The sequence below is a fragment of the Neoalteromonas flava genome (genome assembly GCF_002807685.1).
Classification (GTDB): Bacteria; Pseudomonadota; Gammaproteobacteria; order Enterobacterales; family Alteromonadaceae; genus Alteromonas_E; species Alteromonas_E flava.
This window is the reverse complement of sequence record NZ_PEAX01000002.1, coordinates 187,945-202,463: the sequence shown is the minus strand read 5'-3', so window position 1 is coordinate 202,463 and position 14,519 is coordinate 187,945. Positions and strand designations below refer to the sequence as shown.

The 14,519-nt window shown below is 37.8% G+C and carries 10 protein-coding genes; 4 read left to right on the top strand and 6 right to left on the bottom strand.

The genetic code is table 11. The features are described from left to right. Nucleotides 1-70 precede the first annotated feature (70 nt). Nucleotides 71-2,164, top strand: coding sequence for an acyltransferase family protein (locus CSH92_RS04790; protein ID WP_100656479.1), 2,094 nt, complete (start codon nucleotides 71-73; stop codon nucleotides 2,162-2,164). Nucleotides 2,165-2,324: 160 nt separating this feature from the next. Here CSH92_RS04790 and CSH92_RS04785 read toward each other — a convergent pair whose 3' ends face one another. Further along, nucleotides 2,325-3,272: a sulfotransferase domain-containing protein gene (locus CSH92_RS04785; protein WP_100656478.1), complete on the bottom strand. Its 948-nt coding sequence runs from the start codon at nucleotides 3,270-3,272 to the stop codon at nucleotides 2,325-2,327. A gap of 118 nt (nucleotides 3,273-3,390) precedes the next feature. Then, entirely contained in the window at nucleotides 3,391-5,688 is a 2,298-nt protein-coding gene (locus CSH92_RS04780; RefSeq protein ID WP_100656477.1) for a hypothetical protein, read from the bottom strand. Between the two features lie 221 nt (nucleotides 5,689-5,909). Between CSH92_RS04780 and CSH92_RS04775 the strand changes: the two genes are divergently transcribed. Beyond that, nucleotides 5,910-7,145 (top strand): O-antigen ligase family protein, encoded by a 1,236-nt coding sequence (locus CSH92_RS04775; protein ID WP_100656476.1) that lies wholly within the window; start codon nucleotides 5,910-5,912, stop codon nucleotides 7,143-7,145. Between the two features lies 1 nt (nucleotide 7,146). Continuing rightward, nucleotides 7,147-8,205: a glycosyltransferase family 4 protein gene (locus CSH92_RS04770; RefSeq protein WP_100656475.1), complete on the top strand. Its 1,059-nt coding sequence runs from the start codon at nucleotides 7,147-7,149 to the stop codon at nucleotides 8,203-8,205. A 139-nt stretch (nucleotides 8,206-8,344) separates the two neighbouring features. Here CSH92_RS04770 and CSH92_RS04765 read toward each other — a convergent pair whose 3' ends face one another. Beyond that, nucleotides 8,345-9,709 carry an alkaline phosphatase family protein gene (locus CSH92_RS04765; RefSeq protein WP_100656474.1) on the bottom strand — a complete coding sequence of 455 codons (1,365 nt, stop codon included), beginning with the start codon at nucleotides 9,707-9,709 and terminating at the stop codon, nucleotides 8,345-8,347. 56 nt (nucleotides 9,710-9,765) lie between these two features. Between CSH92_RS04765 and CSH92_RS04760 the strand changes: the two genes are divergently transcribed. Next, nucleotides 9,766-10,788 carry an endonuclease/exonuclease/phosphatase family protein gene (locus CSH92_RS04760; RefSeq protein WP_100656473.1) on the top strand — a complete coding sequence of 341 codons (1,023 nt, stop codon included), beginning with the start codon at nucleotides 9,766-9,768 and terminating at the stop codon, nucleotides 10,786-10,788. 14 nt (nucleotides 10,789-10,802) lie between these two features. On the opposite strand, the gene xrt is transcribed toward CSH92_RS04760, so the two are convergent. Genes xrt through CSH92_RS04745 form a run of 3 tightly spaced genes read right to left on the bottom strand, consistent with a single transcriptional unit; the run spans nucleotide 10,803 to nucleotide 14,469 of the window. After that, nucleotides 10,803-12,164: an exosortase gene (xrt, locus tag CSH92_RS04755; protein ID WP_164084655.1), complete on the bottom strand. Its 1,362-nt coding sequence runs from the start codon at nucleotides 12,162-12,164 to the stop codon at nucleotides 10,803-10,805. Between the two features lie 29 nt (nucleotides 12,165-12,193). Then, nucleotides 12,194-12,919: a hypothetical protein gene (locus CSH92_RS04750; protein WP_100656471.1), complete on the bottom strand. Its 726-nt coding sequence runs from the start codon at nucleotides 12,917-12,919 to the stop codon at nucleotides 12,194-12,196. 53 nt (nucleotides 12,920-12,972) lie between these two features. Then, nucleotides 12,973-14,469: an oligosaccharide flippase family protein gene (locus CSH92_RS04745; RefSeq protein WP_100656470.1), complete on the bottom strand. Its 1,497-nt coding sequence runs from the start codon at nucleotides 14,467-14,469 to the stop codon at nucleotides 12,973-12,975. Between the last annotated feature and the right edge of the window lie 50 nt (nucleotides 14,470-14,519).

The window sequence follows — 14,519 nt, the reverse complement described above, 5'->3', positions numbered from 1 at the left end:
TGTTCCGACCAAATTCTGTTGAGCTCAATTAAGAGGGAACTCAAGCGCGTTTTGGTAGAATTTTTGCTTTATGAAGGGTGCAAGCAAGCGTATCTTAATTTCTTTACCTTACACAAAATACAATTATCAAATTAAAGTTATCAAAAACATGGCAAATAGAAAGCAAACACTTCAACTAAACTACAAAGAGGGATATAGAGCTGATATTGATGGCTTAAGAGCTATCGCAGTCCTTGCAGTAATCATATTCCATATTAATCCAGTCCTTTTACCCGGTGGATTCGTCGGTGTTGATATGTTTTTTGTTATCTCAGGATACCTCATTACATTGCATCTGCTAAGGGATGTATTCTCTGGTAACTTCTCCTTCCTAAGTTTTTACGCTCGCAGAGTCAAACGAATTGTCCCTATGGTTATTTTAGTAATTGTAGTGACACTCTCAGTTAGTATGATTTTCCATCGGCCCGAAGATACGATCGGTGTGGCTAAAAGTGGTCTGTTCTCTTTGTTATCGATGGCGAATGTGTATTTTTGGTGGTTCTTGGAAAGTAGCTACTTTTCAACATCGAGCCACGAAATGCCTTTGCTTCATCTATGGTCCCTTGCAGTTGAGGAGCAATTTTATTTTATTTGGCCATTTGTGCTTTTGTTGATATGTAAATTGGGATCTTTCCCCAAAACTTTGGTTCTTTTACTTGTTTTGGCAGCGTTAGCTTTCGTATTAGGCGAGATAGCATATCTTTACTCTCCATCATTTGCATATTACATGCTTCCAACAAGAGCTGGAGGTTTGATAATCGGAGGTATAACAGCAGTTCTATTGAATAAAGATAATGCTAGGACACTCTCCCAAAATGCTTGTTTGACAATCTCGTCATCAGGTGTGCTGCTATTAATTTATTCTATTTGCTTTATTTCAAAATCTGATGTTTTTCCTGGTTTGAATGCTTTCTTTCCTTCAATAGGAACAGCGTTGATAATATATGCTGGAGCTCACAATATCAGCTATGTGAATAACGTCTTGACATGCAGGCTATTAGTAGCAGTTGGGCTTGTATCATACTCAGCTTATTTGTGGCATTGGCCGATAATTTCTTTCTTGAAATACGCTCAAATTCCAATAAACTTTACTACTGGCCTACTAATATTCGCCACTACGTTCGCTCTCGCTTACTTATCTTATCAATACGTTGAAAAGCCAACTCGGAAAATTAAGAAATCCTCGAGCTTCATCTTTTCTTCATATCTAGTTGCACCGAGCATTATCGTTGCCGGTTTTTGTTTACTTATTATCAAGTCTGAAGGCTTTTTTATGCATTATAAGGCCTCAGAACTGCGCGAGGTCTACCAATATACAAAACCTGCCTTTCGATATGATTATGTTTGTCAAGATTGGTTAATTAATGAAGAACTCAAGAATGAGCGAAATTGTGAGGTTGGAGATAGGGATGTTGGGAACAACGTGAAGGTATTACTTTGGGGCGATTCTAATGCAGCGCATTACGTTGGAGTTTTAGGCGCTTTTGCAAAACATTCTGAGTTTTCGTTTACGAATCTGCAACACTCCAGCTGTCCCCCCTTACTTTCGAGCCCAACAGAGTTTATACCGCCAAACAGAGAAGCTAGTTGCGTTGAATCCTTAGAATACATGTCAAAGGAAGTCATGCAGTATGACATTATTATAATTTCAGCAGCGTGGATTAATTACATAAATACAACGGGGCATTTTCTTGATGATTTTTTTAGTACTGTTGATGCTATTAGAGAGCGAGGCGGTTCGGTCATTATTTTGGGTCATGTTCCTCATGTGCGGGGTTTTGATAGAACATGCCTTGAAAAATCCATACTTTTAAATACTGTAGAATGCAATAAAGAAACCAAAGTGGAAATGCTATCTGAAATTTCCAATATTAACAGTGATTTAATGAGATTTGCTAGTAAAAACGAAGATGTGGAGTATTTCGATATCGTAGAATTTATATGCGAGAATGGTGTGTGTTCGTCCTCAGACAAAGATGGCATCCCTTTATATTTTGATGCTTCACATTTATCATTAAGTGGTTCTTGGAGGATTGGTTATCAAATTATTGATACCATTGGAGATATACCTCCAGCTTTTGCGAAGATAAAAGAGTTTGAAAATCAAGAAAGGGATGTCCCATGAAGCATTCTGCTATGCAAATTGAATTATTAAGGCGAAGACCAACCCTATTAAATTTGCACTATAAAACAGGGACTCAAAATAATTGTAAGCTCATCAAATTTCCGCTGAGTATCAAGGGCAAAAAATTTGTTACACAACCAACTAAGATTTCCTAATTCCTTTAGTCAAGACTATAGTATGGGTTTTTGAATGCATTAAAAATCTCGATGAGCATTTTATGCTCTTCAAAATCAACCTTATCTTTCCATCCATTACAAAGGTACTCTGGTGAGGCATTTAGAATTTTGTTTTTCGAAGCAAAAGCGTTGTACGATGGTTTAGTATAAATTTCTCTTGCTGCTTCAGCTGATTCTAGGTCTAAAAACTTTTTTAAGGTGCTGATCGTTAATTCTGGATTCATTACCATATCTTCATATCTTAAAATCAACCAATCGTTATTTTTCTGAGATTCGAGAATAGGAATCCAATTTTCTAAAAACCAGCCAAGCACGTATTTTTCTAATTCAGCGCCATTTTCCATGACATCGTTTGATAATTTTAATTGTTTTGTAGAAAGCTGATGTTTGAAGTTCTCACATTTAAGAAAATAATCAGCCGCGTTTGGCCATTTTTGCTTACAAATAGATAACGAGGTAGGAATGGGATGTCTGACTTGAAAGATAATCTTAGTATTTTTTAACATACTAAAATCAACGATGTAATTCTTAGCGTAAAATACCTTAAATAGCATTCTATTGTAAGAATAATTAAACGGTTTTTGCCAAAATTTCCACTGGGTATTGTAGTTTATTTTTCCTAACCTCAGGTCATTAAAGTAATCAAACAAAAGGGCCTTTTGCTCATAGCTAAGATCAATGTAAAAACCACCCTTTGATAAAGGTAGCCGATTTTTATACGGGTTGTGGTTTAAAGTTACATCGAAGATTTCTACTGCTCTTTTAACGTGAGGCTCAGCACTCAGTAATTCGATCAACCATGTACTTCCTCCTCTACGTGTGGAAAACACGATGATGTCTTCTTTTGCCTCACCCGAACGTCGTTGTAATCTGCCAAGCGTGTTATTTGCTATGTGGCGAAAGAAAGTTTTGACGCGATACTTAATAGACATAACTATATTCTTATTACTTTTAGTTCGATATTACAGTTATTTAGCGTTGCTAACAATCTCAAAGTGACTTGAACCCGAGCTGACTAGTTTAAATTAGTGATTCTACATATTTAACGCTTTAGAGTGAATTTTCGTCTAGTTTCAAGGAGCCACTTTCATCGCTTATATATATCTGTGATTCTAAAGTTAGTGCAAAATCAGAAGACGTTATTCTGCGAATTAATAGGTCATGCGTGCTTGATGATTTACTCAATATCACTTCATACTGTGAATTACGATATAATCCAGTAATGAGTAACTCAGTCGAAGTAGGCTGTAGTTGCACCTGGATACGTTCAAGCGGAGTGCTAGGCGTTCTATTCCAAATTAAGGTGTGATTCTGGGCGTCATCATGAATATTCAGGCCGATAATATCTCCTTCAATAATGCTTTCTTTTGCGATCGTTTTAGTTTTCAGTCTTGCCGAAGAAGCATCTAGTTCACACACAAAATTGATTTCGACTGAGGTCAGGCAATCATGCTTTTTCTGAAGGCGAAAAAATGTGACGAATTCGCTATCATTCGTTTCGTTACCTGATTCAACCTTTATATGCCAATTTTTTTGATTCTCATTAATTTGGTACTTTGGTACATCAGACCAAAACAGCTTTTCATCTACCCATTTTATGTTGGGGTATTTCGGGTAAAGAATTCTATAATCGACGTCGCTCTTTTTATTGCTGAATGAAAAATACAGAGGGTTTTCAATTGAAACCTTGGGCTTTTTAAGAAAGTGTTGGACTAGTTGTACGGACCTATTGTATCGGCCGTTTCGAGGAGCTATAAATTTATCGATATACTTTTCTAGGTCATTATAAACATTTGGATCAGTTATCACTCGGTCATAAATCGCAATAATATTGGGTTTAATGAAAACTAATTGTCGGCTCACTTGCTCTGTATATTTAGCTGCGTAATAACCACTCATATTATATGCAGGCGCAGCCTCAGCTGATAATAGAGAAAAATCATCTGTGTTATGAACTATGTAATAATAAGGGTTACCAGATGCTCTTCGCGTTGGACTAGATGAGCCTTGGTCGGCGTTTTCTATTAGAATTGTGTTATGTGCGACTGACGTTGACGCTAAGCCTGAATACCCTGAAACCTCTTTCGTTACCCACTCGCCATTGAATGCAATATCAAAGCTGAGGGCATCTTGATGCTCATGATCTACTCGTAATTTTCTATTAATAAAATACAAATCGACAACACTGTCATCATCCTTGTAGTTAAGACTTACTAAACCAACGCCGGGAGAGTAAAACATTTCGTCTTTATTGAATGTGTCATACGGTTTTTCAGAGCCACTTATGTCGAGTGGCTCAAAAAGAATTCGCCAAATCCCCGTATCTATCGAACGGCTTGGATGACCATACTTTTTAATCACTTTAGTCCACCATGGAAAAAAGTACAGGCTTCGGTCTTCATTACTTAAGAACTCTTGTACCACCAGTGCGAATTGGTATCTGCCATCTTCGCTAACGTCGGAGTAATTTTTTGCGTTCCCTACAGAGCCATATTTGTACGTATCATCAAATCCAGAAAGTGTCATTTGATTTAGAGCTTTTATGGTTAACAAAGGATAGTCATTAACTTTGTCTTCGATTCCTAATTGGCTGTAAATTAAAGCAGTCAATGCCCAGTGCACTTGTGTTTGTGAACTGTAATCAACACCTTCCGCCCACACACCTCCACTCATGATGTCCAACATATATTGCTGAACGATAATGTTTTCAAATATATCCTCTGCTCTTAAGCGGAGAAGACTCCCTAGATCACCGTATGTTGAAGAATTTGATAATATCGTCCCAAGTAAAAAAAGGTTTTCAACTAATGAGGTTACATTGTCTGTGTCTGAAGTCCTAAGCTTTCCTTCATCATCAGATAAACCTACTTGACCTAGCCAATAATCTCCCCAGATAGCAAAATGTGACTCATAGAGTTGGATCTGCTCTATACTCAATGATTGTTTTAACCAAATGAATGTTAAAAAAGCCCAACGTGCTCGGACTCTGAAGGGATTTCTTTTGTCAAAATCTGTCCATCCGACATCGGGTTCAGAATGAAATGCATAGTCATTCAGTCGGATTGAATTTTCTAGGTAGAGCTGTTCCGCTGTTATTAGATATAGCAGCGCTGACGCCGCTGCAAATTCTCCAGAACTATATGGGAACCTCTCCAAATTGCCGTCGACTCTATTTTTAAAATAGACCCAGTCTTCACTTTTTTTCGTCATTTTATCTTTAAGCATCTGCATCCGCTCATTCGTGAGCAAAAGTGGTTCAGCGGCTATTGCAGTTGTAAAGAACACTGCGAAAAGGACAAATATCGCGAATAAGCAATTTTTCGATAGGGCGTTTCTTTTATGATTCATGTCGAGCTACATACCTAATGAATGGGAATTTATCTTGAGGTTATCCAAGTCGACATTTACCTCAACAATCGAGTAGACTATTTCAAGTAAATGTTACTTTTATACATTGAGTTAATGTCTTGCACCACGCCTTCTCTAATAACAGTATAGTACCTATTGCAGCCCGGACCAATAATTCGAGTGCCGCTTTTTTCTTTCTCTGTGCGTATACAGCATGTGTAATGATTCGTCCACAGGAGATTTTTGATTCACTTGCAAGTGTCCCTATCATTCAAGTAGTCGCAGTTATTTGCTTTATTTTAACTTTATTTTTGCAACGACCTTTACGGTGGGGGGCGCAGCAAGGAATGCTGTTGCTATTGTTATTAGTGATCGTTTTGTCAGGCGTTTTTAATGGTTGGGGACGGCAAGGGGTTTTAGATGCTCAATCAATGATTGTGTCTAGTAACATCCCGCTATTTCTTTATGCAACCTTAATTAGTACAGCATCTCGGCAACGTAAAATAATGTTAATAACGCTATTGGCGTCAGTCTTAATGGTTCATAACGGTCATCTACAAGCAACGCAAGGTATAGGGTGGACAGGTACTGAGGCAATAGTAGTTAAATACACTGAAGAAATTAGAATACAATATTTAGGTTTTTTTTCTGATCCTAACGATTTAGGTATGCTTCTCGTTATGAATCTGCCTTTCTTAGCATATTTTTATTCTAGAGGTAAATTTTTTTCGAAAGTTATATGCTTATCGATAATGGTTTTTTTCTTGTATGGGATTGTATTGACTGGTTCAAGAGGCACAGTATTAGGAGCATGCTCTTTAGTTGCCTTTTATTTATTGTTTAAACATGGTGGTGCGCGGTTAATCGCATTTGCTTTACTATTGGGTCCAGTCGTTATTACTTTGTTGTCTAGTTTCGGAGGGTTAAGTTCTAGTGAGTCATCATCAAGAAGCCGTCTGGAAGCTTGGTATGATGGCATCCATTATTTGTTCTGGAACCCACTCTTGGGTATTGGTAAAGGCAATTTCTTTGACTATCACGGTTTAACTGCCCATAACTCCTACGTTCTTGTCTCATCCGAGCTTGGTGGTTTGGGGTTTACTTTATGGGGTGGAGCACTTGTGTTCACCGTTTGGCTAGGATTTAGAATTTTTAAGCTTCCAGATGCGGAGAAAAAAATTGCTGAAAACAAAAATAACTTATCAGATGAATTGAAGTTAAATACAGCATTATTTTTCTCACTATTAGGCTTCATGGTTACTGCCTTCTTTTTAAGCCGAGCGTACACGTTGTTGCTATATGTTTTTATGGGCGTAACTATCGCATCTCATTATCGTGTGGCTTTTTTAGTGCCATCTATTCGTAAACTTATGACCCTGAAGAACGTTATCATGTGTAGTTTTGCTTCGTGGCTCATGATTGTAATGGTTTATTTAGCTCTGAAGGTGGCCCTCTAGAATGCGCGTGGTACATATAGTAAGTAGTTTAGAGGTTGGCGGGGCTGAGCGCTTTGTCATAGACCTTGCCACAAGTCAGCAAGAATTGGCGGGTATAGAGATACTGTCATTCGGGAAACCCGATGAACCATTACAGACGGAAGCTTGCAGTGCGGGACTGAGTGTAAAATGCCTGTCAAAGCAAGGGGTCGTTGAGCAAATTCTCGAAATTAGACGAGTAGTAAACAACGCCGACTTGGTTCATATTCATAGCAGTCATGCATTACCTCGAGTACTTCTAGCTGTGTGCATTTGCAAGATTAGACCTCGAGTCATCTACACACGGCATAATGAAGTAGTACATACAGGATTAAAGTGGTCGTTTTTTTATAATTTGGCCTATATATTGAAGTCAAAGTTCGTTTTTGTGGCGGAAAACGCAAGACAAAAATTTCAATTTAAATACCCTAAGTTTAAACCGCTAACTTACACGATATTGAATGGGGTCAATCGTATTGCAAAGAATGATGCTAGTAGGCAAGGTCTGCATATTGGTAGTGTTGGGCGGTTTGTCCCACTTAAATCCCAAGAAAAGCTAATCGAAGCGCTATCATTGTTGCACAGTGATGCCCAATCTCAAATTACCGTGCATTTTTATGGTACAGGGCCTTTGATGGAAGAGATAGTGCGCTTGACTAAGTCTAAACTACCCTGTTCGACGGTGATTTTTCATGGGAACGAACCAGATCGAGATAAGATCTATAATAGCTTTGACGCACTTATCGTAACTTCTGAAACTGAAGGTCTGTCACTTGCTATTCTTGAAGCTATGTCTAATAAATTGCCCGTCATTGCTTCAAATGTTGGTGGTAATCCTGAACTGGTTCGCGATAATGTAAACGGTTTCCTATATGATTACGGAGATACTCAGAAGCTAAGCGAGTTATTATTAGTACTTCTCAAAGACACTAAACTTATAAAAGTATTGGGAAATGCAGGATTTCAAAAATACGCAGACCAATTTTCAATGGATAAATGCGCTAAGCAGTATTTCGATATATACAAAGATCGAAATCAATAATTAGATCCAAACAGGTTTTTCCAACATCATTAGAATAAACAATGAAAGTTGAAAGCAATTACCAAGTGCGTCGTTTTTAACAAAATTAAAATAATTCAAGCCATAAACATTTCAAGTTCTCAATGAAGCCCTAAAGTGACTAGGCCACTCCAGGGGGGGCAATTCCGAATTGCTCAAGTATGATTGGCATCGTTTGCTCAAGTGGGATAGAGCTCTCAACAATTTTTTGTTTTTGATCTGAGTGATACACCCAGAAAACTCCATGAGGATTGTGCATGCCGCTTTTAATGTTATCAGCAAGGTAAAACACTTCTCCAAATTTAAAACTGTGTCCATTCACGGAAATCAGCTGGTTCATATCAATAGGGCGGGATATACAACACCCTCCAAAAACATTTTTACCTTCTAGTCGCAGTGAAAACAGGCGCTCATCATTCAGTGTTGCATCGCTCAGAATTTCAAAATTTTCCTGAGCAAGCTGAGGTGTGTCACAAATAATATGAAATTGGTGGGACATTACTGGAGCTATACTTTCAACGCCTTGTAAAGCAAACGTATTTGCTATTTTGGTAATGTCATTGGGTCTATAGAAACGTCTACCTCCATCTGCATCTTTTGCTGTGAATGGTTGCTGACTTAATGCTGAAGCTAGAATTATAGTCGTATCTTGATCTGCCAAATCAAAAATCTCTCCGATCATTCGGTCGTGATTCTTGTAAGCGTACAGAATCGCTGACCCAAATCTTTTCACTTCCTCTTCGCTTGGCTTCAAGGTGAAGCTTTCGGGATCCATGTATCGCCAGAATTTATGCTGAAAGTGGGCCGTGCTATTTGAGAAAAAGGTCGCAAATGCAGGAGATTTTTTTTTGTAGATATACTTAAAAACATCAAGTTGTAGCCAGTCAAGTATCGTTGCTTTTTTCCAATTATCGTCTGCTTTGAATACTTGTTTGCCTACTAATTTAGCTCCGCGCAAGACGGTTTTAACGCTAAGTCCATGCCTGAACATAAATAGCATAAAATTAATTAACTTCATCTTAGATAGTTTAAATTTTTCATTTGTGTGTTCTTGAACATTTGCCCGAACAAACTCATAAAACTCTTGCAATTCTATCGGAGAAGCCTTTACATCAACACTCCATGGGTCTGGCAAAGCTGTAATTTTTTCATCGTTTGAATCCCAAGAAATGTTCATGCTTCCACATAGCCAACTAGAAAGTCCGTTTTCGGACAAAATATCCCATACAGATTTATGCGAAAGGTGCTTTGCTTGGCCAAGCCTAAAAACTTGGTGCTTTTCATAGGGAAGGCCAGTGTGTAGTGTTACCCACTGTATCCAGGGTTCTAAGTATTCAACATCACAGCATGCATCTGTAGTGTAAGCGATGGAGTTATCGTACAATTTTTTGAAATTGGGGAGTTCTCCTTCAGTAATAAACTTCTTTAATAAAGGAGGGCAGAGCTCGTTGAACTCAAGAAGAATAACTTTCTTTGCGGAACTCATGGGAAAATACTCAGATAAAATTTAAATTCTGAAAATTAGTATACTGGTTCGGTGCGATGTATGTAAACAATGAGTCAACATCGCTTAATAATTTATTTTATCGGAAACTTTTGGAGTCTAAGGCATTGTTATTAAGACTTTATGGATTAGTTACACTTTCCTTCATTTTAGCTAATTGGATAGACCCACAAAACTCACTAGCTCCAATATTGTTGTTAGTTGAATTCATGCCGCGATGGCTAGTATTCATCCCACTTATTTTTTTAATTTTCGTCCAATTCAGTCCGAAGCAGAAGTTTGTCTTACTGATCTTGACCATCATAAATTTATTCGTCGTAAATGGCCTGCGTTTAAATTTGCCCGGCAAGGATTTGAAGGAAACCTTAAGATTAATAACGTTCAATATGGGAGCTTCAGACGAGCAAATAGTAGAGATTTTAGTTTTACTAAACACACACGACCCAGACCTACTATTATTGCAAGAGAGCTCAGACTCGTTTTTCGTTGATAAATTACCAAAAGATTATAGTTATCATTGTGACCGGGGATTATGCATAGTAACGAAGCATCAAGTAACTTTTCTTAACAGTTTGACTCGTCGCGATACGGGTAGTTGGGGAACTTTCGCTGCTTCTTATGAACTTAGAATACGGGAATGCAAACTTAATGTCGTCAATGTCCATCCAGACACGCCACGCTTCATACTCGGAAAAGTTTTAGGCTTTTCAAGTAACTCTAGTGATACTTCCCTACAGCTATACAATGCTAGAGAGTTGGATCACATTCGAATGCATGCATGGTTATCAACTTTTCAGACAGATATAATAGCTGGAGATTTCAACACCAATATTTTTGGACTCATGTATAGAAAGTATTGGAATGAGTATAATAACGCATTTGATGACTCTGGGTTTGGTTTTGGGGTTACATATAGTGAAAAGCTTGTTACTGCTCGAATTGATCATGTTTTATTCGACGACGAGTGGGAATCAAGAGTTACCGAGGTTTTGCAGAATACTGGTACTAATCACAGTCCTTTGCTGGTTGAATTATACTTGCCAAAGAGATGCCAAAATTAGACCTTTTAACTTATTTAGTTTATGCCACAGTCAGTATCGCAATACCTGAAGCCCCAATAAAGAAAACTATCAGTTGTCAGGTGAAAAGCTTCTAGGACTCTAGCCTTGCGAAAATCTAACACACTGTTGGTTTTTCGCTTTCCAATTTCGTAAGCATAGATGATTTCACCTGTTCTACCATTGCGGTCTCTCACTGTTGTTATAGTAAAAGAGCCCGTTTGACTTTTTGATAAAACCGAAAACCCATCTGGTACAAGCTTATTAGCGTAAAAATCTGGTCTGTTCGCTGGAGAACCTGACGAAAACCTAAACTTGAAGCCGGAAAAATCTATTTTTGCAATTGAAAACTTCTGTTGCTCAATTGAAACATACTCATAGATCGTTGGTTTGGGTGCTGCCAAATCTTTTGTCATCGGTTCGACGTTGAGACTTAATGGTTTTATCTGGAAGAAAGCTGGTTTATCAAATGTAACGCTAATTGATAATGTGGAGATAAGCCCGACAGGAACCAAAACACATAATGGTTGGTAAATGTTTTTTATCAAAAGGGGAGATGATTCACTCTCTTCTAGATCCTTTGCGGGTTCTATTTTTCCAGCAATATAAAATGTCAGTAAAATAAAGGGAATAAATATATACCAGCCTAGCGAGTTGTGGTCCTCAATAATTGGACTGGTCATTTCAGTGTAATGACCAATAAGGATAATAACAACGATCCTGATCCAATTAGTTATCATTGCCCCAATCAAAGCCACCGAGAACAACAAAGCTACACTTTTAATACGAGTGTAATTTAAGTAAGAATATATCGTACAAAGTGCCGTTGCTGTTATGAAGTACCTAAGACCGCTGCAGCCCCCAGCGATTTCAAACGCTCCAACAGCGATATGCACTGTGTTTCCTTCAACATAAGTGGAAATTGGAGTAAGGCCCATAATTTCACTGACAGCAATCACAGAAATTTTCTGCAATATGCTTATTAATGGCCCCCAAATTGGCGTTATAAACCAGAGCAAAATTGAAGAAACTATAATTGCAGAATTTATTTTATATATTGTTGATAACGTTAAGAAAACCGCGACAGGAGCTATAAATCGAAATATAAAACTTTCCTGAGAGATTTGAAATAATACCAATAAGGATAAGATGGTAATTAATGGAAAAAGTAAAACAGGTTTCCAACTAAAAGTTAGTTCTCCATGTTTTGCAGCATGAAATAGTAAATAAATAATAATCAAGGGGATCAAGTAAGCATGAGAGTAAGTGCCGTCGTCGAAGCTAAAACTAACCAAGTCTCGAGACAATATCGGGTTGAATAAGAAAACAGAGAGAATAAGTAGAAAAGGAACGACTATTTTAGCACCAACACTAGCCATACTATTTATCATACAACTGAGCTCAAAAGTTATAATGTAAGGTTTACACGATGGGGTAAAAATTGAAATTTCTTTTTAAATCTCTTCATCGTAGCCTGGGCTCCATAAAAGGTCCCATAGTTGAAGTATCTAACTTCTGGATAATGGTCCTGACATGTTTCAGCAATTGATACCAGTAAGTAGGGTACTACACCAAAAGAAAGATAGTCGTTGTGTCCATAAATATGCTGAACCATCAATATCTCTCCTGCAACCATGCAGCCTGCATAGGCAACTAATTTTTTCCTTTCGTCAAAAACACCAAAATAGACATAATCGTGCGTATTCGTTTGTGGTGACGGGTTTGTGACTGGGGTCGGACGAGTATTCAGGAAATCTTCTGGCATCTCCCCCTGTCTGACGGGAGTTGAACGCCTAATCTCCCAAATCTCATCTAAGTGTAAGTTATACGCTAACTTATCGAATGTGAAACCATTTCTAATTGCTTTTTTGCAGTTTCTACGGGCAGAACTTTCAATGGACTGTCGATAGCCTTTGGGGTTACTTAAGTCAAACAATGCGACGCCAATCTCAAAATTTTTAATCAGTAAAAACTTTCGATGTCGAGCGGTAGCGTAGTCGTAAAAGTCTTTTGTGATTTTCTCATAGAATGGATCGGTATTTTTCACGTTTTCGAACTTCAGGGAAATATCGACCTTCGGTAAATTTCTAATTTCTTTAAGAATTTGCACCAAATTTTGTATTTTTTCTAACATCGTTGTTCCGTTTCTTAGATTTAAAAGTCGAGCCACTTTATATTTTGGAGAGCTCAATCACCTTTGCTCAAAAGTTGCTGTGTAAACACAGACCAAACCAATTTTCTAGTTTTGGAGCTAAATACAAACCACCATCCTATAATCAATGAAGTGCACAGCAATGCAGCGGAGTAAACCATTAGCATTAACCACGAGTTAGGATTCCAAACGATATATGTATCTACGAGGTACTCTATCAATAAAAGGACTGCCAATGAAGCTGCGAATGGTCGGATAGTCAGTAACATGGAAATTTTCGTATAGTAGGAAAATAAAAAAGCAACACCGAAAATATTTGTAATGGCACTCGCAACTATGAAGCAAACGGCAACTCCGGTAATTCCGAATTCCGGGGCTATAAACATTGAAGCGACGATTGAAATAATTGGAGAGATTACCGATGTGTACGAGAGGAATTTGTGATTTGCTTGGGCGATTAATATTTGTTGACAGGATCGCGTAAATGAAGAAATCAAGAACGCACCTGAAAGGATTTGTATAATGAATGCGCTTTCATTGAACTCAGGGCCAAGCCAAAGGTTTATGAAAGGTTCAGCTGCAGACCATACAAGCAAAGTGAGTACCATACCGCAGTACAAGTTGATTTCAGTTATTCTCAAGAACGAGTTTTCTAGGTCTTTGTTTTGCGCGGATAGCTTGGTAAACATTTGAGAGAATGATGAAAATGCAGAGTTAAGTATTTCTTCTGCTTGCTCAATCAGCCGTTTAGCTATCCCGTAAATAGCTAAAGAGGAAAGATCCAGTATCTTAATTATCAGAATAGCCGGCGAGTTTTTATATAAGATCTTTCCAAGTTGAATCAGTAAAACATACTTCCCGAAATTTATTAACTCTAAACAGTCCTCCTTCTTAACCAATGTCAAATTAAACTTTATAGAGGGGTCGATACGAGCAGCAATAATTATTTTCATGGCTTGCGTAAGAACATCTGAAACGACAGTTGCAATGAGCATTCCCCAAATATGATAGATGGGAACGAAAATAACCGTCAATCCGGCCTTTAAGATAATGTTTAACGTCGATATTTTGGCGTCAACATCCATCCGTAGGAATCCAGAAAAAATAGCATTGTGCGGGATAGTGATGAAATCAATAAGCACCTTTAGTGCGATAAATTTTACTGAGAGCGAAAATATATCGTTATCTTGCTCATTCAACTCAAAAAAAGCAGGCCATGTTGATAATATGAAAAGGCCGAAGCAAGCGACTAGTGCTAGACATAAAAAAATGACCAAGCCGGTTGAATAAACCGCACTCAGTTTTCTTCTATCTTTTTCTAAAGAAAATATAAATTGCCTGCTGAGAGCCTGAGGCAGCCCCATGTTTAATATAGAAAACCAACCAATTAGTGATAGTATCAATAGCCAAAGACCATAATCTTCCTTTCCCAAATTGTTGATGATAAAAGGTGTCAAAAAAAGAGTTGTAGCCAAAATCGCAAATCTTTCAACTAGGCTAAAGAAGGAGCCACGTAGGACTAATTTTTTCATATTGAGGTATTCCTACAACTTTCTTGAGGAAAAGGTAGATATTCTATTTA